This is a genomic window from Desertihabitans brevis (assembly GCF_003327535.1).
Classification (GTDB): domain Bacteria; phylum Actinomycetota; class Actinomycetes; order Propionibacteriales; family Propionibacteriaceae; genus Desertihabitans; species Desertihabitans brevis.
The window spans coordinates 152,386-178,580 of record NZ_QOUI01000007.1 but is presented as its reverse complement, the minus strand read 5'-3'; the positions used below and the strand labels follow the sequence as shown (position 1 = coordinate 178,580).

At 73.7% G+C, this 26,195-nt stretch carries 21 protein-coding genes; 14 read left to right on the top strand and 7 right to left on the bottom strand.

Annotation, left to right across the window (positions count from 1 at the left end; all coding sequences use genetic code 11):
* Positions 1-146: 146 nt before the first annotated feature.
* The 4 genes from DT076_RS12525 to DT076_RS12510 are packed head-to-tail and all read left to right on the top strand — an operon-like array spanning position 147 to position 4,998.
* The gene (locus tag DT076_RS12525) at positions 147-947 is read left to right on the top strand and encodes a redox-sensing transcriptional repressor Rex (RefSeq protein ID WP_325048369.1); all 801 of its coding nucleotides are present in this window, start codon (positions 147-149) and stop codon (positions 945-947) included.
* Positions 944-2,278, top strand: coding sequence for a glutamyl-tRNA reductase (locus DT076_RS12520; RefSeq protein WP_114127013.1), 1,335 nt, complete (start codon positions 944-946; stop codon positions 2,276-2,278). The genes DT076_RS12525 and DT076_RS12520 overlap by 4 nt, the downstream gene beginning before the upstream one ends.
* Positions 2,275-3,270: a hydroxymethylbilane synthase gene (gene hemC, locus DT076_RS12515; RefSeq protein WP_114127130.1), complete on the top strand. Its 996-nt coding sequence runs from the start codon at positions 2,275-2,277 to the stop codon at positions 3,268-3,270. The genes DT076_RS12520 and hemC overlap by 4 nt, the downstream gene beginning before the upstream one ends.
* A gap of 51 nt (positions 3,271-3,321) precedes the next feature.
* On the top strand, positions 3,322-4,998 hold the full coding sequence (locus tag DT076_RS12510; RefSeq protein ID WP_114127012.1) for a bifunctional uroporphyrinogen-III C-methyltransferase/uroporphyrinogen-III synthase: 1,677 nt from the start codon (positions 3,322-3,324) through the stop codon (positions 4,996-4,998).
* Between the two features lie 231 nt (positions 4,999-5,229).
* Here the strand turns inward: DT076_RS12510 and DT076_RS12505 are convergent, their stop codons facing one another.
* From DT076_RS12505 to DT076_RS12495, 3 genes are all read right to left on the bottom strand, one after another.
* Positions 5,230-5,553 (bottom strand): hypothetical protein, encoded by a 324-nt coding sequence (locus DT076_RS12505; RefSeq protein ID WP_158548123.1) that lies wholly within the window; start codon positions 5,551-5,553, stop codon positions 5,230-5,232.
* Positions 5,550-6,143 carry a hypothetical protein gene (locus DT076_RS12500; protein ID WP_147264142.1) on the bottom strand — a complete coding sequence of 198 codons (594 nt, stop codon included), beginning with the start codon at positions 6,141-6,143 and terminating at the stop codon, positions 5,550-5,552. The genes DT076_RS12505 and DT076_RS12500 overlap by 4 nt, the downstream gene beginning before the upstream one ends.
* 348 nt (positions 6,144-6,491) lie before the next feature.
* Positions 6,492-7,010: a hypothetical protein gene (locus DT076_RS12495; protein WP_233493919.1), complete on the bottom strand. Its 519-nt coding sequence runs from the start codon at positions 7,008-7,010 to the stop codon at positions 6,492-6,494.
* A 155-nt stretch (positions 7,011-7,165) separates the two neighbouring features.
* Here DT076_RS12495 and hemB point away from each other — a divergent pair, with 155 nt between their 5' ends.
* The 10 genes from hemB to DT076_RS12445 all read left to right on the top strand — a co-directional run bounded on the left by hemB (position 7,166) and on the right by DT076_RS12445 (position 18,223).
* Positions 7,166-8,152 (top strand): porphobilinogen synthase, encoded by a 987-nt coding sequence (gene hemB / locus DT076_RS12490; RefSeq protein WP_199539151.1) that lies wholly within the window; start codon positions 7,166-7,168, stop codon positions 8,150-8,152.
* Between the two features lie 83 nt (positions 8,153-8,235).
* Positions 8,236-9,612 (top strand): glutamate-1-semialdehyde 2,1-aminomutase, encoded by a 1,377-nt coding sequence (gene hemL / locus DT076_RS12485; protein WP_114127009.1) that lies wholly within the window; start codon positions 8,236-8,238, stop codon positions 9,610-9,612.
* Between the two features lie 295 nt (positions 9,613-9,907).
* A complete protein-coding gene (locus DT076_RS12480) occupies positions 9,908-10,540 on the top strand; it encodes a histidine phosphatase family protein (protein ID WP_233493938.1) in 633 nt (210 codons plus the stop codon).
* 79 nt (positions 10,541-10,619) lie between these two features.
* Positions 10,620-11,297, top strand: a complete 678-nt coding sequence (locus DT076_RS12475; protein WP_233493918.1) for a TlpA family protein disulfide reductase — start codon at positions 10,620-10,622, stop codon at positions 11,295-11,297.
* Entirely contained in the window at positions 11,297-12,061 is a 765-nt protein-coding gene (locus DT076_RS12470) for a cytochrome c biogenesis CcdA family protein (RefSeq protein ID WP_114127007.1), read from the top strand. Before DT076_RS12475 ends, DT076_RS12470 begins: the two co-directional genes overlap by 1 nt.
* Before the next feature lie 167 nt (positions 12,062-12,228).
* On the top strand, positions 12,229-13,800 hold the full coding sequence (gene resB, locus DT076_RS12465) for a cytochrome c biogenesis protein ResB (RefSeq protein ID WP_114127126.1): 1,572 nt from the start codon (positions 12,229-12,231) through the stop codon (positions 13,798-13,800).
* Positions 13,800-14,762: a c-type cytochrome biogenesis protein CcsB gene (gene ccsB / locus DT076_RS12460; RefSeq protein WP_114127006.1), complete on the top strand. Its 963-nt coding sequence runs from the start codon at positions 13,800-13,802 to the stop codon at positions 14,760-14,762. Before resB ends, ccsB begins: the two co-directional genes overlap by 1 nt.
* Positions 14,763-15,010: 248 nt before the next feature.
* Complete coding sequence (locus DT076_RS12455) at positions 15,011-15,928, top strand: 1-phosphofructokinase family hexose kinase (protein ID WP_158548122.1); 918 nt, start codon at positions 15,011-15,013, stop codon at positions 15,926-15,928.
* A 58-nt stretch (positions 15,929-15,986) separates the two neighbouring features.
* Positions 15,987-17,378: a mycothione reductase gene (locus DT076_RS12450; protein ID WP_114127004.1), complete on the top strand. Its 1,392-nt coding sequence runs from the start codon at positions 15,987-15,989 to the stop codon at positions 17,376-17,378.
* A 95-nt stretch (positions 17,379-17,473) separates the two neighbouring features.
* Positions 17,474-18,223, top strand: coding sequence for an SDR family NAD(P)-dependent oxidoreductase (locus DT076_RS12445; RefSeq protein ID WP_114127003.1), 750 nt, complete (start codon positions 17,474-17,476; stop codon positions 18,221-18,223).
* A 13-nt stretch (positions 18,224-18,236) separates the two neighbouring features.
* Here DT076_RS12445 and DT076_RS12440 read toward each other — a convergent pair whose 3' ends face one another.
* From DT076_RS12440 to DT076_RS12425, 4 genes are all read right to left on the bottom strand, one after another.
* Entirely contained in the window at positions 18,237-18,797 is a 561-nt protein-coding gene (locus tag DT076_RS12440) for an ElyC/SanA/YdcF family protein (RefSeq protein WP_158548121.1), read from the bottom strand.
* A 272-nt stretch (positions 18,798-19,069) separates the two neighbouring features.
* Complete coding sequence (locus DT076_RS12435) at positions 19,070-20,281, bottom strand: glycosyltransferase family 4 protein (RefSeq protein ID WP_114127001.1); 1,212 nt, start codon at positions 20,279-20,281, stop codon at positions 19,070-19,072.
* Between the two features lie 125 nt (positions 20,282-20,406).
* Positions 20,407-21,477 carry a DUF6270 domain-containing protein gene (locus DT076_RS12430; protein WP_114127000.1) on the bottom strand — a complete coding sequence of 357 codons (1,071 nt, stop codon included), beginning with the start codon at positions 21,475-21,477 and terminating at the stop codon, positions 20,407-20,409.
* Complete coding sequence (locus tag DT076_RS12425; RefSeq protein WP_114126999.1) at positions 21,474-25,985, bottom strand: glycosyltransferase; 4,512 nt, start codon at positions 25,983-25,985, stop codon at positions 21,474-21,476. The genes DT076_RS12430 and DT076_RS12425 overlap by 4 nt, the downstream gene beginning before the upstream one ends.
* Between the last annotated feature and the right edge of the window lie 210 nt (positions 25,986-26,195).

Genomic DNA, 26,195 nt, shown 5'->3' with positions numbered 1-26,195 from the left:
GGGTCGCGCGGGGACGTCCGGGACGCGGAGCGACCCACCTGCCTCAGGGGCCCCTTACTTTTGTCGACGTCCAGGCGTCAGTACGGTGAACGGTGGCGTCCGGTCGACTGCGGGCCCGTGTCAGACGCCGTGGACCGAGGAGGCGTGTGACGGGAGTGCGGGGCTCCGGTGCTGACCCGGTGGGCGAGGTGCTCACGGGTCGGGTGCCGCGCACCATCCCGGACGCCACCATCGCCCGGCTGCCGCTGTACCTGCGCGCCCTCACCGCGCTGTCCGACGCCGGGCTGGCCACCGTCAGCAGCGGCGAGCTGGCCGACGCCTCGGGCGTGAGCCCGGCCCAGCTCCGCAAGGACCTCAGCCACCTCGGCTCCTACGGCGTGCGGGGCGTGGGCTACGACGTGGCCACCCTCACCGACAAGATCGGCGCCCAGATCGGGTCCACCGAGTGGTGGTCGGTGGTCATCGTCGGGATGGGCAACCTGGGCTCGGCGCTGGCCCGCTACTCCGGCTACGCCACCCGTGGTTTCCACGTCGCCGCCCTGGTCGACGCCTCGCCGGCGCTGATCGGCCAGCAGGTCACCCTGGACGGGCCGGACCCGCAGACGCTGACCATCCGCGGCGACGACGAGCTGGCCGACATCGTGGCCGGCATCCACCCGGTGATCGGGGTGATCACCACTCCGGCCGAGCCGGCGCAGGGGGTCTGCGACCGGCTGGTCGAGGCCGGCGTCCGCAGCATCCTCAGCTTCGCCCCGACCGTGCTCTCGGTGCCCGACGGGGTGGCGCTGCGCGCGGTCGACCTGGGCCAGGAGCTGCAGATCCTCGCCTACCACCAGCAGCACCCACGCACCGACCCGCTCGATCTTCGGCCAGGCGCCGACGGCGACGGGTCCGACGTCCACGGGCCGATGACGTCCCCACCAGCCAGGGAAGGGGTCCCGTCATGAGCATCCTCGTGGTCAGCGCGTCGCACCGCGGCGCCAGCGTGGAGTCGCTGAACGCGCTCGCGCTCGACACCGCCGGGGTGACCAAGCTCGCCCACGGCCTGACCGACACCGAGGTGGTGGACGAGGCCGTCGTGCTCTCCACCTGCAACCGCACCGAGGTGTACGCCCACGTGGAGAAGTTCCACGCCGGGCTGGAGGTCGTCGTCGAGGCGCTGTCGCAGGCGTCCGGGCTGAGCCCGCTGGAGCTGCAGCGGATCTGCGCGGTCTACTACGACGAGGCCGCGGTGGGTCACCTGTTCGCGGTCGCCGCGGGTCTCGAGTCGATGGTGGTGGGCGAGAGCCAGATCCTCGGGCAGGTGCGGCACGCGCTCAGCACCAGCCAGCAGGCCGGCACCGTCGGCTCCGCCCTCAACAGCCTCTTCCAGCAGGCGCTGCGGGTGGGCAAGCGGGCCCAGACCGAGACCTCGATCGGGGCCGCCGGCCGCTCGCTGGTCGGTGCCGCGGTGGAGTCGCTGGCCCGGCTCGGGGTCGAGCTGGACGGGCGCACCGTGGTCGTGCTCGGGGCGGGCTCGATCGCCAGCCTGGCCGCGCACACCGCCGCCGACGCCGGCGCCGACGTGGTCGTCGTCAACCGCACCCTGGCCAAGGCGCAGCGGCTGGCCGAGCAGGTCGACGGCTCTGCCCGCCCGCTCGGCGAGCTGGCGGCCGCACTCGCCGGCGCGCAGGTGCTGATCACCTGCGTCGGGGCGCCCGGCACGGTGGTCGGGCCGGAGCTGGTGCAGGGCACCCCGCTGCGCGGCGTCGTCGACCTGGCCCTGCCCGCCGACGTGGACGCCCGCGTCGGGGAGCAGGTGGCGCTGGTCAACCTGGAGCGGCTGCAGCGCGAGCTGGCCGGCACCACCGGGGCCGCCGAGGTGGCCGTCGCGCGCGAGCTGGTCAGCGGTGAGGTGTCGGACTTCCTCGGCGCCCGTCGGGCCGCCAAGGTGGCGCCGACCGTGGTCGCGCTGCGCACCATGGCCGCCGAGGTGGTCTCGGCCGAGATGTCCCGCCTGGTCGGCAAGGCACCCGGTCTGGACGCCGCCCAGCTGCACGAGGTGGAGCGCACGGTGCGGCGGGTGGTCGACAAGATCCTGCACCAGCCGACGGTCCGCCTGCAGAGCCACGCCGCCGCCGGCGGCAGCCCCGACTACGCCGGTGCGCTGCGCGAGCTGTTCGCCCTCGACCCCGACCAGGTGGCCGCGGTCTCCTCGCTGTCGCGCACCGAGACGCCGGCCGGCGAGGTCGACCCGGCCGGGTGGCCGGACGCGGGTCGGGCGGCGGAGCGGGCGTGACCGCGCTGCGGATCGGGGCCCGCACCTCGCCGCTGGCCCGGGTCCAGGCCGACTGGGTGGCGGCCCGGCTGGCCGAGCACGGGCTCGACTCCCGGTTCGTGGGCGTGGTGACCTCCGGCGACGTCGACCAGCGCGCGCTCACCCAGATCGGTGGCACCGGCGTCTTCGTCGCCGCGGTGCGGACGGCGCTGCTGGAGGGTCGGGCCGACCTCGCGGTGCACTCGCTGAAGGACCTGCCCACCGCCCCCGACCCGGGGCTGCGGGTGGCGGCCGTGCCCCCGCGCGAGGACGTCCGCGACGTGCTGGTCGGCGGACGGCTGGCCGAGCTGCCCGACCGGGCACGGATCGGCACCGGGTCGCCGCGGCGGGCGGTCCAGCTGCAGGACTGGGCCCGCGCGCACGGGCGGCACCTGGAGGTGGTGCCGGTGCGCGGCAACGTCGACACCCGGATCGCCCACGTCGCCGCAGGACGTCTGGAGGCCTGCGTGCTGGCGGCCGCCGGGCTGCGACGGCTCGGCCGGCTGACCGACGAGGACGCCGACGGGTCGTGCCGGGTGGTGGCGGGCGACGGGACGCTGCCGGCGGAGCTGGTCGACGTCGCGGTGCTGCTGCCGGCCCCCGGCCAGGCGGCGCTGGCGGTCGAGGTGGCCGTGGCGGGGGCGCACCCGCGGCTGGCGGAGGTGGACCGGCTGGACGACCCGGGCACCCACGCCCGGGTGGTCGCCGAGCGCAGCTTCCTCACCCGGCTGGAGGCCGGCTGCCTCGCCCCCGTGGGCGCGCTGGCCACGCTGTCTCGACCCGCAGACGGCGGCGCACCGCAGGATTTGACTCTGGACGCGGTAATTGGGAGAACCGTAGGGAGCACGGCCACCCCCACGGCTGAGCCCCTCCTCCGAGTCCAGATCGCCGGTCCGGTGTCCGGGGCCCGCCAACTGGGTATCCAGCTCGCGCAGCAGGTACTGTCCCGGCTGGAGCCGGGTCAGCGTCTGTGACCTGACGGATGACGCACCCCAGACTGGCCGGGGTGGGAGGAGAGCGAGTCCATGAGCACCGCGCAAGCCGATCCGCCCGCGTCCCAGGCCGTCCCGGCCGACAATCCCTCCTCGCGGCACGCTACGCCTCCGGTCGCCGACCCTCGCGGCCGGGTCATCTTCGTCGGCACCGGCCCGGGTGATCCCGACCTGCTGACCCTGGGCGCGGTGGCCGCCATCGCCGAGGCCGACGCGGTGCTCGTCGACGACGAGCGGATGCTCGACATCTTCGAGCACCCCGCGGTCAGCACCGCCGAGGGCGTCGAGGTGCAGACCGTCGGCACCCGCGAGAACGGCAAGGCACTCGCCCCCTCCGCCCGCGCCCGCCAGGTGCTCAAGGCCGCCGCCGAGGGCGGCCGGGTGGTGCGTCTGGTGCTGGGTGACCCCTTCCTCGACGGCGGGGTGGCCGACGAGGCCGCCGCCTGCGTCAAGGGCGGGATCGACTTCGAGGTCGTCCCCGGCGTCTCCGCGCTGACCGCCGTCCCCGAGTACGCCGGGGTGGCCCTGAACAACGCCGCCGGCACCCACTTCGTCTCGGCGATGGAGGGCCGGATCACCAAGACCAGCTCCTCGCAGTGGGCCAGCACCGGCACGCTGGTGGTGAGCACCCGGGCCGGGACGGTGCCCGAGGTGGCGACCGCCGCGATCGGCTGCGGACGTCCCGGCGAGGACCCGGTGCTCGTCACCCTCGGCGGCGGCAGCACCGAGCAGAGCAGCATCGTCACCACCCTCGCCGAGCTGGCCCGCCGCGTCGCCGAGCTCGAGGTGGACGAGGACGACCCGGTGCACGTGATGGTCGGCCCGGTGGTGGAGCACCGCGAGGACCTGTCCTGGTACGAGACCAAGCCGCTGTTCGGCTGGCGGGTGCTGGTGCCGCGCACCAAGGACCAGGCCGGCCCGATGACGGCGCGGCTGCGCTCCTACGGCGCGCACAGCGAGGAGGTGCCGACCATCTCGGTCGAGCCGCCGCGCAGCCCCCAGCAGATGGACCGGGCCGTCCGCGGTCTGGTCGAGGGCCGCTTCGAGTGGGTGGCCTTCACCTCGGTGAACGCGGTCAAGGCCGTGCGGGAGAAGTTCGAGCAGTACGGCCTGGACGCCCGCGCGTTCTCCGGCCTCAAGGTGGCCGCCGTGGGCCAGGTCACCGCCGCGGCCCTGCAGGCGTGGGGGATCGAGCCCGACCTGGTGCCGAGCCTGGACCAGTCCTCCAAGGGTCTGGTGGCGGAGTTCCCGCCCTACGACGAGGTGCTCGACCCGATCAACCGGGTCTTCCTGCCACGCGCCGACATCGCGACCGAGACGCTGTCGGCCGGGCTGGCCGAGCTGGGCTGGGAGGTCGAGGACGTCACCGCCTACCGCACCGTGCGGGCCGCCCCGCCGCCGGCGCCGGTGCGCGAGGCGATCAAGGGCGGGCAGTTCGACGCCGCCGTGTTCACCTCCTCCTCGACCGTGCGCAACCTCGTCGGGATCGCCGGCAAGCCGCACCCGAGCACGATCATCGCCGTGATCGGCCCGGCCACCGCGAGGACCTGCGAGGAGCACGGTCTGCGGGTGGACGTGATGGCCTCCAAGCCCTCCGTGGTCGCCCTCGCCGACGCCCTGGCCGGCTTCGCCGCCGTCCGGCGCGACGAGCTGGTCGCCAAGGGCGAGCCCGTCACCAAGCCCAGCCAGCGCCCCGGCCGTCGCCGCTGACCCGGGCTGGTGCCCTCCGCCCTGGCTCCTCCGGCCCCTCCCGGGCCCGCGAGTGTGGCCGTTCCGTCGATCCTGCCCTCCCAGGGCCCGCGAGTGTGGCGGCTCCGTCGGTATGCGCTCCGCCGGACCGACGGATCGTCCACAGCGGCGGGCGGCTCCGGGCGCGCCGGGTTGCCGAGCCTGGGGCGTCTCGCCCGGGATCGAGGCGACGCGGGGACGCGGCGTCGCGGGTCAGGGGCGCCAGCCGCCCCGGGTGAGGGCGCGGACGAAGCGGGCGCGGAGGGCGGCCGGCTGCGTCCGCAGCTGGCGCACGGTCACGCGGACGACCGACCAGTGCTCGTCTGAGAGCCGGTCCGCACGGCTGATGTCCTCGTCCCACTGGACCGGGTCGGTGCGGTGGTGGTCGCCCTCGTACTCGGCCACGACCCCGAACTCCTCCCACACCAGGTCGCAGCGGGCGAGGAAGCGCCCACGGTCGTCGTGCACCCAGATGTTCACGCGTGGCTCCGGGAACCCCCAGGCGAGGAGCTGCAGGCGGAGCTCGGTCTCCATCACCGAGTCGGTCCCGGGCGGACCTGGTCCAGCGCATCGGTCATCGCACGCGCTCCGCGCCGTCCGCGTCGGCGACGACGGGCGGCGTCCAGGTCGGCCAGGGTGCACCACGGATCCCTGCGACGGACCAGGTGGTCGCCCAGGGTGATCAGCTCGGTGCGGTCGAGGGCCGTCGCCATCGTCGCCCACACGTCGGCCGGGCTCTGCGTCGGCAGTCCTCGGACGCGCACCACGACGTCCGTCTCCGGGAGAGCGACGTGGCTCCGCACGCCCCGTCCGCCCCTCCGGTGCCGTTGGTCCTCGCACGTGACGTGGACCGTCGGGTCGTCGCGGAGTCGTGTCGGCAGCCAGAGCCCGTGCAGCTGCGCGGCGCTCGTGTGGGTGAACCGGTGCTCGTCGGTGAGCGTCAGCGCGCGCAACCTGATCAGCGTGCAGCCGTCGAGCTCGAGCGTGGCCGGGGCGTTGATCCCCTGGAACGGGTGCGCGAGGTCCTGCCTGCGGAGCCGTTCGGGACCGATGCCGTGCGCCAGCGCCGTCGCGGTCCGGAACGCGCCGTCGCAGAACGCCGGAGGCAGGGGTGCTGGACGTCTCATGACGTCACCGTCGGCCGCGCGCCCTCCGTCCGACGCCCCATCCACAGCCGCGATCAGCCGGCCGCCGTCTGTGCACAGCGGTGCCTACTGGGCCCGGGTCCGCTCTTCACGACGCCCGCGAGGACCGCGACGGTGCCCGATCCGTCGGTCCGCACCCCAGCCTGACGACGGTTCCGCCACACTCGCCGCCGGGACGGCGCCGGATGCCGGCCGGACGTCTGGACGTCCCGTGCCAGCCGGATGCCGGGACGTCCCCGGGCGCGAGTGTGGGAGAAGCGGTGGAAAGCGTCGCCGCCAGACGACGCTTTCGCCACACTCGCGGGCTGAGGTGGGGGTGGACGGGGCGGGTCAGCGGCGGGCGCGGCGGAGGAGGACGGTCAGGGCCAGGGCGACCAGGCCGGTGAGCGCACCGACCACCAGACCGGTGACCAGGCTGGAGACGACGGCGTTGCCCCGCAGGAGGGCCTCCTGCGCGGTCGGGTCCAGGTCGGCGAGGGTGCCGCCGAGCTGGGGCGGTGCGCCGCCGAAGGCGTGGGTCCACAGCAGCTGGTGGATCACGGCGAGCAGGACGCCGTAGCCGGCACCGACCGCGAGCAGGGCCCGGAACGGGATGGTCACCCGGGCGAGCAGCACCACCAGCACCCACACCAGGGGCGGTGCGAGGACGAACACCGCGTTCAGCGCCGTGCCCTCGGAGAGCACGCCGAGGTCGTGCAGGACGACGCGTGGCGCGCCCAGCAGGGCCAGGCCGGCGATGGCGACGACGGGCAGCCCCAGGCGGTGCGGGTCGGGCGCGGTCGCCGCGGAGGCGGTCGACGGCGCGGACGGCGCCGCGGAGGCGGACGGGGAGGCCGGTCGTGTGGTCATGGCCGAGACGCTACGGAGGCTGCTCCCGCCGGACATCCGTCCAGGTGCGTCGGTGTTGTCGTCGGGAGGCGACACCTCCCGGCGTCCTCCTCGGGGTACCCACCAGGGGTCGCCCGGATTGGGACCGCCCTGGCTGCCCGGCATAGGTTGGGGACGTGAGCGAGCAGGGACCGGTGGTGCGTCCGCGCAGGTTGCGGCAGTCGCCCGTGATGCGGGCGATGGTGGCCGAGCACGAGGTGGCGCCGCGCCAGCTGGTGCTGCCGGTCTTCGTCGCCGAGGGGGCCAGCGAGCCGCGGCCGATCTCCTCGATGCCCGGGGTCGTCCAGCACACCCTCGACACCCTGCGCCGCACCGCGGCCGAGGCCGCCGAGGCAGGGCTCGCCGGGGTGATGATCTTCGGCGTCCCCGAGCACCAGGACGCCGAGGGGTCCGGGGCGCTGGCCGAGGACGGCATCCTCAACGTGGCGCTGCGGGCGGTCCGCGCGGAGGTGGGCGACGACCTGCTGGTGATGAGCGACGTCTGCCTGGACGAGTTCACCGACCACGGCCACTGCGGCCTGCTCGGCGCCGACGGCACGGTCGACAACGACGCGACCGTCGACGTGTACGCGCGGATGGCGGTGATGCACGCCGGGTGCGGGGCCCACGTGGTCGCCCCCAGCGGGATGATGGACGGCCAGGTGTCGGCGCTGCGCACCGCCCTCGACCTCGCCGGTCATGTCGACACGGTGGTCATGGCCTACGCCGCGAAGTACGCCTCCGCCTTCTACGGACCGTTCCGCGAAGCCGTCGCGTCCTCCCTCACCGGAGACCGCAAGACCTACCAGCAGGACCCGGCCAACGCCCGCGAGGCCCTGCGCGAGGTGCGTCTGGACGTCGAGCAGGGCGCGGACCTGGTGATGGTGAAGCCCGCCTTGGGGTACCTCGACATCATCAACGAGACCGCCCGGACGGTCGACGTGCCGGTGGCCGCCTACAACGTGTCGGGGGAGTACGCCATGGTCGAGGCCGCCGCCGAGCGCGGCTGGATCGACCGCGACCGCGCCATCGCCGAGACCCTGCTCTCCATCCGCCGCGCCGGCGCCGACGTCATCCTCAGCTACTGGGCGCTGGAGTACGCCCAGAAGCTCGGACGCCGCTGACGCCCACGCCGATCCCGCTGCCCCAGCCACAACGCCCTGAGCCTGTCGAAGGGCGAAGACGGCGCACCACAGGAGGAACCCGAGTGACCGACCAGACGTCCCGCGAGCTGTTCGAGCGCGCCCAGCAGGTCATCCCCGGAGGCGTGAACTCCCCGGTGCGCGCCTTCCGCGCCGTGGGCGGGACGCCGCGGTTCATCGCCTCGGCCGAGGGGCCGTACCTGGTCGACGCCGACGGCGACCGGCTGGTCGACCTGGTCTGCTCCTGGGGCCCGATGATCCTCGGCCACGCCCACCCCGAGGTGCTCGGCGCCGTCACCGCCGCCGCCGGACGCGGCACCTCCTACGGGGCGCCGACCCGGGCCGAGATCGAGCTGGCCGAGCTGATCGTCGAGCGGACCCCGGTCGAGCAGGTGCGGCTGGTCAGCAGCGGCACCGAGGCGACCATGAGCGTGCTCCGGCTGGCCCGCGCCGCCACCGGCCGCGACCTCGTGGTGAAGTTCGCCGGCTGCTACCACGGCCACGTGGACGCCCTGCTGGCCTCGGCCGGATCCGGGGTCGCCACCTTGTCCGGGCTGGGCGCGGAGGGTGCCCGCCGGGCCGCGGACGACGCCGCGCTGGCCACCCCCTCCAGCCCGGGCGTCCCCGGAGCCACCACCGCGCAGACGATCGTGCTGCCCTACAACGACCGCGAGGCCGTCCGGCAGGCCTTCGCCGAGCTCGGCGACCAGATCGCCTGCCTGGTCACCGAGGCCGCCCCCGGCAACATGGGTGTGGTCGAGCCCGGGGTCGAGGACGGCGAGCACTTCAACGCCTTCCTGGCGCGGGTCTGCCGCGAGCACGGTGCGCTGTTCGTCTCCGATGAGGTGATGACCGGGTTCCGGGTGTCGCGCTCGGGGCAGTACGGCGTCGACGGCGTGCAGCCCGACCTGATGACCTTCGGCAAGGTGATGGGTGGGGGGTTCCCGGCCGCGGCCTTCGGCGGGCGGGCCGAGCTGATGCAGCTGCTCTCCCCGGTCGGCTCGGTGTACCAGGCCGGCACGCTGTCGGGGAACCCGGTGGCCTCCGCCGCCGGCGCCACCACGCTGCGTCTGCTCGACGAGGACGTCTACACCCGGCTGGGCCGGTCGGCTGACACCCTGCGGAGCGCCGTCGCGGACGCGTTCGCCGCCGCCGGGCTGCCGCACGTCACCCAGAGCGCCGGCTCGATGTTCAGCGTCTTCTTCACCCCGGCCGACGTCACCGCGGTGCCCGACTACGCAACCGCCCAGCGCCAGGACACCGTCGCCCACGCCGCCTTCTTCCACGCCATGCTGGATGCCGGCGTCTACCTGCCGCCGAGCGCCTACGAGGCCTGGTTCCTGTCCACCGCCCACGACGAGCAGGCCCTGAGCACCGTGGTCGAGGCGCTGCCCGCCGCCGCCCGCGCCGCCGCCGCGGCCGCCACCGCCGAGTCCCACTGACCCCCACCCCGTGCCGCGGTTCGAGGTGATGGCGGACGCTCCGGTGTGCGCGGCCCTCGAACCGGGGAGCAGGGAGCCGGGAGTGCGGCAGGCGGGTTTGCCGGGCGGACGCTCCGGCGCCGGCCGCTAGGATCGCCTTACCGCCCCCCGACCACCACGCACACCCGGCCGGCCGGCCGACCGATCAAGTGAGAGCGCAGTGACCGACTCCCCGACGCCCCCGCCGAGCGACGCCCGGCCCTTCAGCGCCGAGCCCCGCCAGGACCGTCCGCACCGTGGCCGCGCGCTCGTCCACCTGGTCCGCCACGGCGAGGTGTTCAACCCCACCGGGGTGCTCTACGGGCGCCTGCCGGACTTCCACCTCTCCGAGGTGGGGCAGCGGATGGCCGAGCGGCTGGGCGAGCACTTCGCCGACGTCGAGCTGACCCACCTGCGCTCCTCGCCGCTGGAGCGGGCCCAGGAGACGATGGCCCCGATCGCCGCCCGCCACCCCCACCTGGAGGTGCAGCTGGACGAGCGGGTGCTCGAGTCGACCAACCTGCTGCAGGGACGCATCCTGTCGGCCAAGCAGTCCGCGCTGCGCGACCCGAGGGTGTGGTGGCTGCTGCGCAACCCGCTGCGGCCGTCCTGGGGCGAGGCGTACAAGGCCGTGGTGGCGCGGATGCGCACGGCGATCGTGGACGCCGCCGTCGCCGCCGACGGCGGGCAGGCCGTCGTGGTCTCCCACCAGCTGCCGATCTGGATGGCCCGCTGCGACGCGGTCGGACGTCCCCTGGTGCACGACCCGCGCCGCCGGGAGTGCACGCTGGCCAGCGTCACCACCTTCACCGTGGTGGACGGCCGCACCACCCGCGTCGACTACGCCGAGCCGGCCAAGGACCTGCTGCCGGCCAAGGTCCGCTCCCGCCGCTTCGTCGCCGGCGCCTGAGCGGATCGCAATCCACTACGCACAGTAGTAGTTTGTGGGAGGTGGCAGTCTCGCTGCCGTCCGGACGAAGGAGGAACGCGTGAGCCGACAGGCACGCCGCACCCCTCCGACCGGTGCGGCCACCCCTGCGCCCGGCCGGCACCGGCGGAGCGGCCAGCCCACCGTGCCCGGACGCCGTCCGGCCCGCCGGAGGTCGGCGGCCGCGCTGGCGGTGCTGCTGGCCGGTGCGCTGGGCGCCTGCACCACCCCCGGCGCGAACGCCGACGGCGGTGAGGACGGCTTCGTCTCCGGCGACGGCCAGATCACGGCGGTGGCCCCCGACGAGCGCGAGCCCGCGCCGGCGGTCTCCGGCGCCACGGTCGGCGGCGGGGAGCAGCTCGACCTGGCCAGCTACCGCGGCCGGGTGGTCGTGCTCAACGTGTGGGCGTCCTGGTGCGCCCCCTGCCGGGCCGAGGCACCCGACCTGGTGCGCGCCGCGGAGCGGACCTCCGACGTCGCCCAGTTCGTCGGCATCAACGTCAAGGAGGAGAACCCGGCCGCGGAGGAGGCCTTCCTGCGTGTCATGGAGGTCACCTACCCCAACCTCGACGACCCGACGGGGCAGATCCAGCTGGCCTTCGCCGACACGCTGCCGCCCGCGGCCATCCCCAGCACCCTCGTCATCGACGCCGAGGGCCGGGTCGCCGCCCGCGTGCTCGGCCCGGTCACCGAGACCACCCTGGTCGACCTGGTCACCGACGTGGCCGAGGGCCGCTGATGGTGCCGATGGACGTCGCCGCCTGGGCCAGCGAGGCCGTCTCCGGCTCGATGCTGCTCGCCGTCCCGGTGGCCCTGCTGGTCGGTGTGGTCTCCTTCTTCAGCCCGTGCGTGGTGCCCCTGCTGCCGGGCTACCTCTCCTACGCCACCGGCCTGGGTGCAGCCGAGGTGCTCGAGGGCCGCGGGCCCAAGGGCCGGATGCTGCTCGGGGCGTCGCTGTTCGTGCTGGGCTTCTCGGTCGTCTTCGTGCTGACCGGGGTGGTCTTCGGCGCGGCCGGGCAGGCGCTGGCGGGGGCCCGTCCCTGGCTGACGCCGGTGGCCGGGGTGCTGTCGATCCTGCTCGGGCTGGTCTTCCTCGGCGTCGTCCCGCTGGGACGCGGCAGCCTGCGGCTCAACCGGGTGCCCCGCGCCGGGGTGGCGTTCGCGCCGCTGCTGGGGGTGGTCTTCGGCTTCGGCTGGACGCCCTGCCTCGGGCCGACCCTGGGGGCGGTGCTGACGCTGGCCTACAACGAGGCGACGGCCACCCGCGGTGCGCTCTTGGCGCTCGTCTACTCCCTCGGGCTGGGCGTCCCCTTCGTGCTGGCCGGGCTGGCCTGGACCCGGATGAACCGGGCGGTCACCTTCCTCAAGCGGCACCAGCGGGTGGTGATGGGCGTCGGCGGCGTGCTGATGGTGGTCACCGGGCTGCTGCTGGTGACCGGTTTGTGGGACGCCCTGATGGCCGGCATCCGGCAGTGGGCGGCCAGCATCGGGGCGCCGCTGTGAGCCGCGACACCGCCGCACCCGTGGACAGCACCGACACCACCGACGCCGTCGAGCCGGACGTCGTCGGCGGCGTCAGCGCCCCCCAGCAGGGCGACCCGGCGCCCACCGGCGCGCGGGCGCTGCGCCCGCTGGAGTGGCTGCGCTGGCTGTGGACCAACCTCACCTCCATGCGCACCGCGCTGGCGCTGCTGCTGCTGCTCGCGATCGCGGCCGTGCCCGGCGCGCTGCTGCCGCAGCGGCCCACCCAGCCGTTCGAGGTCAGCTCCTGGATCGAGCAGAACCCGACGCTGGGCCGCTTCTACGACTCGATCGGCTTCTTCGACGTCTACAGCGCGCCCTGGTTCGCCGCGATCTACCTGCTGCTGTTCCTCTCTCTGATCGGCTGCATCGTCCCGCGCACCCGCGTCTACCTGCGGGCGCTGCGGGCCCGCCCGCCGCGCACCCCGCGCAACCTCGGCCGGCTGCCCGCCTCCGCCACCGCCACCGCCGACGAGGCCGTCGCCGACGTGCTGGAGCGGGCCCGGGTCGAGCTGCGCCGCCAGCGGTTCCGGGTGGACGTCCGCGACGACTCGGTGGCCGCCGAGCGGGGGTACCTGCGCGAGGCCGGGAACCTCGTCTTCCACCTCAGCCTGGTGGTGCTGCTGGTCGGGCTGGCCTGGGGCGCGCTGGCCGGCTACCGGGCCAACGTGGTGGTGCCGGTGGGGCAGGGCTTCGCCAACACCATCACCTCCTACGACGACATCACCTCCGGCGGCCGTTTCGACCCGGAGTCGCTGGCGCCGTTCGCGCTCACCGTCGACCGGTTCACCGCAGAGTTCGAGACCGGTCCGGTGCAGCAGGGCGCGGCCCGCGTGTTCGAGGCCGATCTCACCGTCACCGAGGAGCCGGGCGCCGCGCCGTACCCGTACCGGCTGGAGGTCAACAAGCCGCTGGCGGTGGGGGGCACCGACGTGCACCTCATCCAGCACGGCTACGCGCCGCGGGTGACGGTCACCGACGGCGACGGCAACGTCTCCTTCTCCGGGGTGGTGCCGTTCCTGCCCCAGGACGGCAACTTCACCTCCGCCGGGGCGATCAAGGCCTGGGACTCCCGTCCGGAGCAGCTGGCCTTCCAGGGCTTCTTCCTGCCGACCGCGGTGGTGGACGAGCTGGGCCCGCGCTCGGTGTTCCCCGACGCCTTCGAGCCGCAGCTGTTCCTCAACGCCTGGTACGGCCCGCCGCGGGAGGAGAACGGCGTCCCCGAGAACGTGTACTCCCTCGACGTCACCGGGCTGACCCAGATCACCAGCGCCGACGGCGACCCGTTCCGGATCCGGCTGGAGCCGGGGCAGACGGTCGAGCTGCCCGACGGCCGCGGCAGCATCACCATGGACGGCTGGGAGCGCTGGGTGAAGCTGCAGATCAGCCGGACGCCCGGGCTGGGGCTCACCCTCGGCGCGGTGGTCGCCGCGGTGACCGGGCTGTGCCTGTCGCTGTTCGTGCGGCCGCGCCGGATCTGGGTGCGGGCCCGCCGCGAGGACGGGGGCACCCTGGTCGAGGTGGGCGGCCTGGACCGCGCCGACGCCCGCACCGGTCTGGACGAGCAGGTCGACGAGCTCGCCCAGACGCTCGGGACGCGCGAGGACGAGGCCTCCGCGCCGGCCCAGGACGCCGGTCGCGGGGCGAACGACGACGGGTCGTCCCCGCGACGGGCCGAGGGGCATGATGGGGGCCGCGACGACGGAGGAGAGCGGGACTGATGGACTTCGCAGAGGTGTCGAACACCGCCATGGTGATGGCGGCCGTGGTCTACCTGTTCGCCGCGATCGCGCACGCCGGTGAGTGGTCGGCCGCGCGGGGCCTGGACCAGCGCGAGCGGCGGACGTCCCCGGCCCAGGAGCTGGTCGGTGCCGGCGGACCCGGGACGGTCGAGCAGCCGGAAGCGCCGGACCCGCGGGTCGAGCGCGCCTGGCTGCGGGTGGAGAAGCTCGGTCGCAGCGGTGTCGCGCTCACGGTGGTCGCCTTCGCGGTGCACGCCCTGGCGGTGGTGACCCGCGGGCTGGCCGCCGACCGGTTCCCCTGGGGCAACATGTACGAGTTCGTCAGCACCTCGCTGCTGTTCGTGGTGGCGGTGCACCTGGTGCTGGTGCTGCGGGCCGGCCAGCGCTGGCTGGGGCTGCTCGCCACCATGCTCGCCACCGTCGGCCTGGGGCTGGCGGTGACCGTCTTCTACGTCGACGTCGCCCCGCTGGTGCCCTCGCTGCACTCGACCTGGTTCCTCTTCCACATCGTCGCCGCCGCCATCTCCGGTGCGGCGTTCAACGTCGGCGCCCTGGCCTCGGTCCTCTACCTCGTCAAGGCCCGGGCCGAGCGGCGCGGCGACGTCCGCGGCTACCTGGCCAGGCTGCCCTCGGCCAAGGCGATCGACCTGCTGGCCTACCGGGCGCACGCCTTCGCCTTCCCGCTGTGGACCTTCACCATCGCCGCCGGGGCGATCTGGGCCCAGTTCGCCTGGGGCCGGTTCTGGGGCTGGGACCCCAAGGAGACGATGAGCCTGGTCACCTGGGTGCTCTACGCGGTCTACCTGCACGCCCGGGCGACCGCCGGCTGGCGGGGCACCGGGGCCGCGGTGATCGCGCTGGTGGGCGTGGCCGCGTACTGGTTCAACTTCATCGGGATCAACCTGCTGGTCTCCGGCCTGCACTCCTACGCGGGCATCTGACCCGGTTCTGAGGACGTCGTCCGCCCCAGCTCGGACGGCGGCCGGGTGTGGCGGGATCGTCGCTCGACCGGCCCGCGGAACACCGGGACGCCCACAGCCGGCGAGCGAGGACGTCCGTCTGCCGAGCAGAGACGGCACGGCCGTCCGTCGCAGGGGCGGTAGGTTCCGGGCATGCCCGCCATCCCGCTGACCGGAGACCGCCAGGCGCTGGGCGCCGGCCGCGCAGTCGAGGCGACAGGACTGCTCGCGTGATCACCGCGGTGGTGCTGGCACCGGCCCTCGACATCAGCTACGACGTCGACCACCTCGTGGTCGGCCAGATCCACCGGCCGAACGCGGTCACCCGGTGCGCGGGCGGCAAGGGTCTCAACATGGTCCGCGCCGCCTCCCGGATGGGCGCGCCGGTGCACGCGGTGCCGGTGCTGGGCGGGCCGGTCGGCGTCCTGCTCGCCGCGCTGCTGGCGGAGGAGGGGTTGCCCGCCACGGTCGTGCGCAACACCGACGAGACCCGGATCTGCGTCTCGGTCGCCGGTGAGGAGATGACCGAGATCTACCAGCGCGGGACGCCGCTGGGCGCCGGGGTGCTGGCGGAGGTCGGCCAGGTGCTCGACGACGTGGTGGAACCGGGCTGGCTGGTGCTCAACGGTGGGCTGCCGGCGGGCGCCGACCCGGCCGAGGTGGTCGCGGTGCTCACCCGCCACCGCGAGCGCGGGGTGCGGCTGGCGGTCGACTGCTACGGCCCGGTGCTGCCGCTGCTGCTGGAGGGCGGGGTCGACCTGGTCAAGATCAACCGGGTGGAGGCGGCCGAGCTGCTCGGGGTGGACGCCGCCACCGCCGACCTGGGCGAGCTCACCACCGCGGTGGCGGCCCGGGCCGGGGCGCCGGTGGTGGTCACCGACGGTGCCCGCGGCTCGATGCTGCACGACGGGACGGGCCGCTGGCTGGTGGCCGCGAGCACCCGGCGCGGGCAGCACTCGGTGGGCAGCGGCGACAGCTACCTCGGTGGGCTGCTGGCCGGTCTGGAGGCCGGGCTGGGCCTGGGTGACGCGGTCCGGCTGGCGGCGGGGACGGCCACCGCCAACGCCCAGGTGCCCGGTCCGGGCGTCCTCGACCCCGAGGTGGCGCGGGCGGCCGCGGCCGAGCTGGAGATCACCGCGCTCGGCTGACCGGTGGCCCCGGCGACGACGGCAGCGGGGACTGGGTCCGGGGTGGCAGCATGTCGGCGTGCGTCACTTCGATCTGTGCATCATCGGGTCCGGTTCGGGCAACTCCCTCATCGACGAGCAGCTGGACGACCAGTCGGTCGCGCTGGTGGAGAAGGGGATCTTCGGCGGCACCTGCCTCAACGTCGGCTGCATCCCGACCAAGATGTTCGTCCACCCCGCCGACCTGGCCTCCGCGCCGGAGCGCTCGGCGCGCCTCGGCGTCCAGCTGACCCGTGACAAGGTCGACTGGCCGGGCATCCGCGACCGCATCTTCACCCGCATCGACGCCATCTCCGAGGGCGGGGAGGACTGGCGGGCGCAGGCGCCCAACGTCACCCTGTACCGGGCCAAGGGCCACTTCACCGGGCCGCACACCTTCGCCGCGGGCGGGGAGGAGTTCAGCGCGGACCGGTTCGTCATCGCCGCCGGCAGCCGGGCGGTCGTGCCGCCGGTGGCCGGCGTCGACCCGCAGTGGTGGGACGAGCGCCGCGACGAGCGTCCGGCCTGGGCCCACACGTCGGACACGGTGATGCGCACCGACGACCTGCCGGGCCGGGTGGTCATCGTCGGCGGCGGCTACGTGGCCTCGGAGTTCGCCCACGTCTTCGCCTCCTTCGGCAGCGACGTGACGATCATGGTGCGCTCGCAGGGGATGCTGCGCGAGCAGGACGCCGAGATCTCCGAGGCGTTCACCCGCTCGATGGCGCGCCGGGTCCGGCTGCTCACCGGGGTGGTGCCCACCGAGATTGCCACCGAGGGCGACGGCACGGCGCGGGTGCTGGCCAGCGACGGCTCGGAGCACCGGGCCGACGTGGTGCTCTTCGCGACCGGGCGGCGTCCCAACGGCGACACGCTCAACCTGCCGGCCGCCGGGGTCGAGACCGACCGGGAGGGCTACGTGGTGGTCGACCCGCACCAGCGCACCACCGCCGAGCACATCTGGGCCCTCGGCGACGTCTGCAACCCGTGGCAGCTCAAGCACGTGGCCAACCACGAGGCGAAGGTCGTCAAGCACAACCTCCTGCACCCGGAGCAGCCGCGCAGCAGCGACCACCGGTTCGTGCCGTACGCGGTGTTCTCCGAGCCGCAGGTCGCCGCGGTCGGGCTGACCGAGCACCAGGCGCGGGCGGCCGGCTACGACATCACCGTGGCCAAGCAGGACTACGGCTCGATCGCCTACGGCTGGGCGATGGAGGACGACGAGCACTTCGCCAAGATCGTGGCCGAGCGGGGGACGGGGAGGATCCTCGGCGCGCACATCATGGGGCCGGAGGCCTCGGTGCTGATCCAGCCGCTGATCCAGGCGATGTCGTTCGGGCTGCCGGCCGCGGAGATGGCGCGCGGGCAGTACTGGATCCACCCGGCGATGACCGAGCTGGTGGAGAACGCGCTGCTGGCCCTCGACGTGTGAGCAGGCGTGATCCGGGGCCCGGATCATGTGACGGGGCGCGGGCCTCCGGGTAGTGCACGGAGGAACGCGACACCGTCTCAAGAGGGAGCAGCACCATGGCACAGCTCGAGGAGAAGGTCGCCCTGGTCACCGGCGGCGGATCGGGGATCGGGCGGGCGGTCAGCCTCGACCTGGCCCGGCACGGCGCGACCGTGCTCGTCACCGACATCGCCACCGACGCGGCCGAGCGGGTGGCCGAGGAGATCCGCTCCGCCGGCGGGAAGGCGTCCGCGGCGACCTACGACACCACCGACGCCGGGGCCGCCGAGCAGGTGGTCCGGCAGGCGGTGCAGGAGCACGGCGCGCTGCACCTGGCCGTCAACAACGCCGGCATCGGTGGACGCCAGGCGCCGGCGGGCGAGGTCGACCTCGACGACTGGCGCAGGGTCATCGAGATCAACCTCAACGGCGTGCTGTACGGGATGCGGGCGCAGATCCCGGCGATGCTGCAGGCCGGTGGCGGCTCGATCGTCAACATGGCCTCCATCCACGGCTCGGTGGCCGCACCCGGCAACGGCGCCTACACCGCCACCAAGCACGGCGTGGTGGGGCTGACCAAGAACGCCGCCGCCGAGTACGGCCAGCAGGGCGTCCGGGTGAACGCCGTGGGCCCGGGCTACATCCGCACGCCGCTGCTGGAGAACCTGCCCGAGGGCGCTCTGGAGGCGCTGCGGGGCAAGCACCCGCTGGGCCGGCTGGGGGAGGCCGACGAGGTCGCGCCGCTGGTGCGCTTCCTGCTCTCCGACGAGGCCAGCTTCATCACTGGCAGCTACCACCTGGTCGACGGCGGCTACACCGCAGTCTGACGTCCTCGCGGAGTCACGGCCCCGGCACGTAGTCGGGCCACCACCCGAGCTCGTCCTCACACCCCGGGGTGAGGCCCATCTTCACCCAGGCCCCGGCCTCGTAGACCAGCCGGTAGATCCACATCCGGGTGCCGTAGTCCTCGGTGGTGCGCCACTGCTGGATCTCGCCGTCGAAGCAGCGACCGACGAGGATGCCGGCGCGGGTGAGGTGGGAGCGGTGGGTGAGGACTCCGACCGACTCCCAGCCCTCCTCGGCGGCCAGCGCGGCGAACGCCTGCGCCTCGCCCTGGGTGGTGGAGGGCTCGGGGTGGATGCAGTGCACCGGGTGGTCGTGGTCGGCCTCGCAGAAGTCCACGGTTGCCGGCGACTCGTCGAAGGGTTCGGGCAGGCTGACCACCAGGGCGGCGCCGTCCTGCTCGGCCATCAGCTCCTCGGCGTCCTCCAGCCGGTCGTCGGACGGTCCGAGCACCAGGACGGCGTCGACCGGGGACGGCCGGTCGATCCGCGGCAGACCGACCAGTCCGGCGAAGACGACCCCGACGACGCCGAGCAGCAGCACCAGGACGAGCAGCACCCGACCACCCCGGGAGCGGCGGGGACGGGCAGCGGGACGGGCGGGCACGGTGGTGCTGATGATGCCTCCTGGCGCGTCGGGGTGACGCGGTCGAGGCTAGCCAGGCGCGCCAGCGGGGAGGGTCGGACCAGGGTGTCGAGATCGGGTACCGCAGTTGTACCCTCGGAGCTCCAGCCCCGCCGACGCCGTCGTCGTGTTGTCGGCGCCGACGCCCCACCTGGCTGCTCCGGGTGGGGCGTCGCCTTTCAAGCTGCCCCGGGCGGCGGCGCAGTTCAGGACGCGGCGGCGCTCGCGAGGGCGCGGACGTCCTGGCCCCGACGGGCCCGGGCGTGCTCCTCCATCAGCTCGACGAAGGTCGGCGCCCAGCGCTGCCAGTCGTACTCGCGGCGGGCGAGCTCGTAGCCGTTGGCGGCCATCTCGTCGACCACCTCCGGTGCCTCGGCCAGACCGACGATGGCGTCCACGGTGGTCTCGGCGTCGTCGTAGGGCACCACCACACCGGTGCGGTGGGTGCGGACCTGCTTGGCCGCCAGCGCCAGCGGTGTGGTGATCACCGGGACGCCGTGGGCGCAGTACTCCATCAGCTTGGTCGGCATGCTCACCCGGTAGTTGGGGGAGTCGTGCAGCAGCACCAGACCGGCCAGCGCACCCCGCAGGCGGGCGAGCGCCTCGTTGCTCGGCATGAACCCGCGCCAGACGAGGTGGCCGGCCTCCTGGGCCCGCTCGAGGTCGGAGCGGATGCCGTGGTCGTGGCAGGGCCCGATCACCTCCAGGGTGGTGGCGCCCTCGGTCTCGTCGTGCAGCCGCTGCCCGATCTCGGCCAGCATGTGCCCGCCACGGGCCCGGGTGACCGAACCGAGGCAGACCACCCGGTCGGTGCCGTTCGGTTCCCGGGTGTCGGGCACGTTGACCGCGTTCGGCACCACCGGGTGCGGGTGCTCGAACCGGTCGCGGTAGGCCCACTCGGCCAGGATCAGCGGGTGCCGGTCCTCGACCACGGACTCCATCCGCCGCCACTCGCGGGAGACCATCCCGCGGAGCTGCCGCGGGATCCAGTCCTTGGTCGCGAACGCGCCCGCCGGGTCCTCGTGGACGTCCCACACCAGACCCGGGACGTCCATGCCGGCGGTGGCGAGCAGCAGCTCGGGGTCGTGCACCAGGACGACGTCGTGGCCGGGGGCGTGGCGGCGCATCACCGCACGCGCGCGCAGGTCGGCACGGATCCGGACGCGCTGGTAGGCGCGCGGGAGGTCGACCAGCCGCAGCCGGTCGCGCTCGGCGGGGGAGAGCCCGGCGGTCGACACCTGGGCCTTCTCGGTGAACGGGGCCGCGTAGGTGACCTGCCAGCCGGCCTGCAGCAGCGCGCGGATCTGACGGAACCAGATGCGGGCATCGCGGGGGTCGTGGACGACCGTGACCACCAGGGCCCGGAACGGCGGCTCGAGGTCGGTCACGCGTTCCAGCAGCAGTGGTCGGTCCGGCACGACGCTCCCTCCCCCTGCCTTGCTTCGGCGTGTCGCTGCGTTGATCAATCTGCCAGGCACCCTAAGCAAGCGTCTGCCGCACTAGCGAGTTTCTCAGCGAACCATCAGATTTCGTCGGTGCGTAGTCAGTCGACGGTGACCCACGCTGTCGTCGTGGCGGTGGGCGGCCCGCCGTCTTTGCGCCCGAAGACCCGAACGCGGTAGCGGCCCGGTGGTAGCGCGTCGAAGGTGATCGTTCGTGATCGTGTGTATGGCGCCTCGCCGACCTGGCTGCCGCTCCGGAACAGGCGCGCTGCGAAGTGTGTGAAATCCCCGACCGAGACTGAGGCCGTCACCGCCGATGTTGACACCGTCGCTGTGACCACCAGGGTCAGTGTCTCAGCGGCCGAGGATGTCGCTACACCGGCGCCAGTGCTCGGACCGGAGGGATCTGGAGCCGCCGCGGTTCGAAGCTGCGGCGCACGGCGCCCGAAGGCGGCGACTTGTGCGGCGAAGTAGCGGTAGGCGTCGTCGAAGTAGTGGAAAGGGCTCGGCCCCCACCGGTGACTGGCAGTCGACCTCGTCAGGTGGTCCGGCAGGTCGAGGACCGAGAAGCCGAGCTCTCGAAGGCGGTCGAAGTAGCGCGCGTAGGCCCTGTTCGCCTCGTGAGGGTGCGTCATCCAGGAGGGGACCGGCACCTCGCCACCCTCGGCGAGCTCGGTCGCCCACGGCGTCTTGAGCAGCAGCGACTTCTCCAGCAGGCCGCGGGCGTGGAGGCGGTCCCTGAACCGCCTCGCCGCCACCGACCACTGCGCATGGTGCTCGTCGGACCCGAACCTGACGAACCGAGCGCCGCGAGTGGCCTCAGCACCCCCTGCCTGCATGAGTTCCGGAAGCTTGGTGACGACGCCATGACCAGCTTCCAGGACACCCACCCGCTCGGCGAGGACGTCGAAGACGAGCACGTCGATCGCGTCGCCCACGGCTTCGATGCGCTCGAGGGCGTTTCCGGCGATGTCGCCCTCGATCATCCGCTGCTGGAAGGCGGACGTCGGCATGTGCAGCTTCTCCCGGACGCCCTCGGCGGGCCGGTCGATGCTCATCAACGACTGCCGGGCTACGTAGCCCAGCAGCTCGTTCTCGCCGTCCAGGTGGGTGAAGGTGTCGCGGGAGACGCAGCCGCCGTACACGAAGACCCGCAGGTTCGTGGTGCTCACCTCTGGTGCTGTCCGCCCGTCACCCGCGCCGCCAGGTCGTCGAGCACCCGGTCCGCCGCGAACCGCTCCTGGGCCACCGCCTGCCACGCCCGCGGATCCCGCGGCGCGCTGCGGATCCGCTCGACGAGCGCCGGCACCGTCGGGGAGATCCACTGGCGGGGGTAGATCAGGTCCGAGCCGGGCCAGGCCAGCAGCGCCGGCATCGCGCCCGAGGCGGCGCCGTCGGCGATCGTCAGGTGGAAGGACTCGAAGTCGCTGACCGAGAGCGCGACGCCGATGTGGCGGTACCAGTTCGCCATGTCCGGTCCGTGCCCGTCGAGCAGGACGGCCGAAGGGTGCGCGGCGTTGATACGCTCGATCCGCTCGAGCTGGCGGTCGTAGTACGCCATCTCCTGCGGGCGGTTGCGCATCCAGGGGTAGTCCTCCGGACGCTTGCCCTTGAGCCGGAGCCGGTAGTCGGAGCCGTCGGCAAGCAGCCCCTCGAGGACGTCGAGGGCGAGGTCGAGACGCTTCGAGGCCGGGACGATGCCCACCAGCCCGATCGTGTGGGTCGCGTCCGGGTGCTTCTCGAGCGCGAGCGCGGCGCAGTCGACGGCGTTCGGCACGACGTGGCACTTCTCGCGCGGCAGGCCGTGGCTGCGGACCGCCGCCTCGAGCACCAGCTCGCCGACGAAGATGTAGGCGTCGACCCTGTCGTGGTCGATAGCCCTGAGGTGAGGTGTCCGCAGCTCCTGGGAGTGCACCCGCACCACCAGCCGCTGGTCGCTGCCGACGTGCTGGGAGTACCAGACCGCGTTGCCCAGACCCCACTCGCAGAAGACGACGTCGGCGCCGCTGAGGAGTGCCTCGGACTGCTCGGGGTCGTGAACGGTGTGGGACTGCCACTGGTCGATCCGCAGCTCCGCCCCGTCCTCCTCGAGCCGTCCCAGCAGAGCCGCGGCGAACTTGAGGTCGTGGCCGGCGACGACGACCTTCAGGGCCGACCGCGCGGAGGCGTGGGAGGGTTCCGACGTCTGGTCGGCGGAAGCGGTGGGCGCCGGGTGAGCGGCGCCCGGTCGCCGCAGCAGCAAGCCGCGCTCGGCGGGCGCGTGGAGCGCGGCGGCCAGGTCGCTGGTCCCGCCCAGCAGGCTCCGGGCGACCAGACCCCGGCCCGAGGGCGGTTCGGCGACAGGCTCGGCGAGCGGCTCGCCGTGCGTGACGTCGTGGTCGGGGAGGTCGACGATGCGGTCCCAGTCGCCGAACTCGGTGGCGAGGAGCAGGTCCTCGAAGTAGGTCCGGTCGACGGGTTCCCGGACCTCCGCCAGGAAGGCCGTGCCCGGGTCGGCGTCGGAGAGGGTGGCTGCAACGTGCACGCGAACCCCGCGGGCAGTCAGGCGGGCGGCGTCTTGCTCCGACAATGTGCCGGCCCAGACCTCCGCAGGAGGAACCGACTGGGCGGTCAGTGACGCGACGAGGTCGCTGCGGGCCTCGGGCAGCAGCACCCCGTAGGCGGGCAGGCTCCGGCCCTCGACAGCGATGCCCGCCGTGCGGGCGAGGATGATCATCGCCGTCTCCACGGTGTGTGCCCTCAGCACGGCCCGCATCTGCAGCCATGCCTCGCGCTGCCGCGCGATCGGGGACTCTGCCCAGTGGCGGAGGTGGGCGCGGGCGAAGGCGGAGTCATCGCCGCTGGCGATCGCGGTCCCGAAGGTCTCCGTGATGCCGCGACCCGGGCCGGACAGGACGACGCCACCACTGGCCGCGACCTCCACGACGCGCCGGGAGAACATCGACGGAGAGCCCGTGACCGAGTTGACGTTGAGGTTGGCGAGGTGGGATTTGTAGGAGTCGAGGACCTCGTCGTAGGGCAGCGCGCCCCGCACCGCCGGCCGCAGGTCGGCCGGGAAGTGGTACGGCGAGTCGGGGATCGCCGCCTGCCGGTCGTAGATGGCCAGCCCAATGGGCTCGGCCGCCTCGAGCAGCTTCACCAGCTGCTTCGAGCGCTCCGGGTAGCGGTCGCCGTAGTACGTCCCGGCGTAGGCGACGGTCGTCTCGAAGGGCCGGGAGGACGGCAGCGGGTTGTGGATGGCCGGTTGGGCGTAGAAGGGTAGCGAGGACGCCGTGCGGACGACACCGACAGCCTGGCTCGCCTCCAGGTAGGGCACGACCCGGTCGGCATCGGTGGTGAACACGTGGTCGCACATCGCAGCGGTGCGCACGAACCGGTTGAAGTGGACCGGGTCCTCCTTGTTCCAGAAGATCGACGGGATCTCGTCGCGGCGGGCCTGCTCCAGCAGCTCGGCCAGATCGCGGTGCTCCTCGGGCGAGTAGTAGCCCACCCCGCGGTGCCACTGCCCGCCGTTGCCGTTCCACGCCGACTCGATGAACACCAGATCGAGGCCGGCAAGCTGCTCGCGCCAGGCTCCCCGGTCGAGTGGCACGACGTCGACCGTGCCCCTCAGCGTCGCCGTGGTGAACTCGTCGGCCACCAGCCCGACCCGCAACGAGCCCACCGACGGGAGGTCGGAGGTCGTCGGTGCCGCGAGCACCTGCTGGTGGTGGTGCTGCAAGGTCGTGGCGAGGTCGGACCAGCTGCGCTCGTCGACGCACCACAACCGGGCCGTCCGCCCCAGGTCGGCGCGGGTCTCGGGCTGATCGACGAGGTCGGCCAGGACGTCGGCCAGCGCGTCGGCGTTCCCGGCCTCGAACAGGACGGCGCGGTCCCCGGCGCCGCCGGCGATGTCACGGTGGGGCGCCAGGTCCGACAGCACGACGGCCTTGCCCGCACTCATCGCCTCCAGCGGCTTCAGCGGGGCGACGAGCTCGGTCACCGCGACGGACAGACGCGGGCACACCACGACGTCCAGCACGCTCATCAGCCGCGGCATCTCCTCGGCGGGGAGTCGACCGAGGAAGGTGACGGTCTCCCCGAGATCCAGCTCCTCCGCGAGCTCTCGCAGCTCCTCCTCCGCGGAGCCGGAGCCCGCCAGGACGACCTGGAACCGGGCGCCGCGCCCGCGGAGCGAGGCGGCTGCCTGGAGCAGCAGGTGCAGACCCTCGTAGGGCACCATGCTGCCGGCGTAGCCGATGACCGGGACACCGAGGTCGATGTCGTGGGAGGTGGCGAAGGCTCCATCCTGCGGGAGCGGGAGGAAAGCCCGCGGGTCGACGCAGTTCTCCGCGAGGTGGATCTTCTCCGCAGCCACGCCACGGCGGATCAGCTCGTCCCGGGTCTGCGCGGTGATGGCGAGGACGCGATCGGCCTCTCGCGCCACCAGCGTCTCGAGCTCCACGTGGAGCGCGAACCGCTCGGTGTCCTTCCAGTCGGGCTTCCCGACCGCTTCGGTGTACTCCCACAGCCCGCGGACCTCGTAGACGAAAGGGAGCCCGAGCCGGCGGGCTGCCGTCAGCGCGGCCAGCCCGAGCTGGTAGTTCGAGGCGGCGTGGATGATGCTAGGTCGTTGCAGCCGGGCCTCGCGGACGAAGGCGTCGGCGCACTCCTGGATGTAGTGGTCGAGTGGCGTGGTCGCCAGCGAGTGGCCGGGCAGGTGCACGTAGTCGACGCCGTCGAGGTTCTCCACGTGGCGGCGCAGCGCCGGCTTCTCCACCTGGGACTTCGCGTCCCAGGGGTAGCCGGAACGGCCGACCACGACGACGTCTGTGCCGGCGGCCGCGAGCCCCGACGCGATCCCACGGGTCCGCATGGCGTAGCCGTTGGACTCGAACACCGGCGTCGAGTGTGCGCAGTACATGACCCGCCCCACCTCGGGCACGTAGGCGGGCCCGCCACCCCGGGCGGGCAGCGGGAAGGTCGACCCGGCCAGACGCCGCGCCCCGAGGACCCGCCGAGCCAGGGCGCCCGCCCGCGGGGCGAGCTCGGCCACCAGCTCCGGGTGCTGCTCGACCAGTTCGGCGGGCTCAGCGAGCATCCCGTGCTGGTACCAGGCCCGGTTCAGCACGTCACCGAGACGGGCGGGGCTCGGCCCGGCGTGGAACAGGGCGAACAGCTCCTCCAGCGACTTCTCGCTCGCACGGCGCGGTGAGGCGTCCCGGACCTCGGGTGCGCCCTCCGCACGGCGGCCGCTGCCGGACCGGCGTCCGGTCGACGCCCCCGACGCCTTCCTCGTCCCGGGCCGGCTACCGGCCGAGGAGCGACCGGTTAGCCGCTTCCGCAACCTCCGCAGTGATCGCCTGAGCCGGCGCAGCGCGCGGGCCAGCCGGACGGCCCGGGAGCTCCGCAGCGCGTCCAGCTGCGTCTCCAGCCAGCCGAACTCGGACCTGAACACCTCGAGCTGGGCAGCAGCCTGGCTGTTCTCCTGCTCCAGCGAAGCCCGCTTCTTCTTCAGCTTCCGCGCGCGGTCCTCGGCCGCCGCCAGCTGCTCCTCCAGCGCCTCGAGCCGGGCGCGGTGCTGCTTGTCACGCTCCAGCAGACCCTGGTACTTCCGCCGCAGAGCCTGGGGATCGCGCACGAACTCGGCCAGGAGCAGGCGCTCGAGCTCGACCTCGTCGCGCCGTTCGTCGTCGTGCAAGGTGCATCCTCTCCGGGGGGCGGTGCGGGCAGCAGTGTAGGCGGCGGCGGCCTACCGGCGCGCGACCGCGATCAGAGGGACGGGTGGGGCCGGCGGCCTGGAGCCCGTCCGCGCCGCAGACCCCCAAAGCGCTAGTTGCGCAGTAGCCCTCCGCCCGAGGTGAGCTGCTGCTAAGGTGCCGTGCGATCTGTGCGCGTTGCCGAGGGGGTG

Bases quoted from the DNA above. Each gene is read 5' to 3' on its own strand.
- DT076_RS12520 (WP_114127013.1), top strand. From the start codon at position 944: ATGAGCATCCTCGTGGTCAGCGCGTCGCACCGCGGCGCCAGCGTGGAG.
- DT076_RS12510 (WP_114127012.1), top strand. From the start codon at position 3,322: ATGAGCACCGCGCAAGCCGATCCGCCCGCGTCCCAGGCCGTCCCGGCC.
- DT076_RS12500 (WP_147264142.1), bottom strand. From the start codon at position 6,143: ATGAGACGTCCAGCACCCCTGCCTCCGGCGTTCTGCGACGGCGCGTTC.
- DT076_RS12495 (WP_233493919.1), bottom strand. From the start codon at position 7,010: ATGACCACACGACCGGCCTCCCCGTCCGCCTCCGCGGCGCCGTCCGCG.
- DT076_RS12470 (WP_114127007.1), top strand. From the start codon at position 11,297: ATGGTGCCGATGGACGTCGCCGCCTGGGCCAGCGAGGCCGTCTCCGGC.
- resB (WP_114127126.1), top strand. From the start codon at position 12,229: ATGCGCACCGCGCTGGCGCTGCTGCTGCTGCTCGCGATCGCGGCCGTG.
- ccsB (WP_114127006.1), top strand. From the start codon at position 13,800: ATGGACTTCGCAGAGGTGTCGAACACCGCCATGGTGATGGCGGCCGTG.
- DT076_RS12445 (WP_114127003.1), top strand. From the start codon at position 17,474: ATGGCACAGCTCGAGGAGAAGGTCGCCCTGGTCACCGGCGGCGGATCG.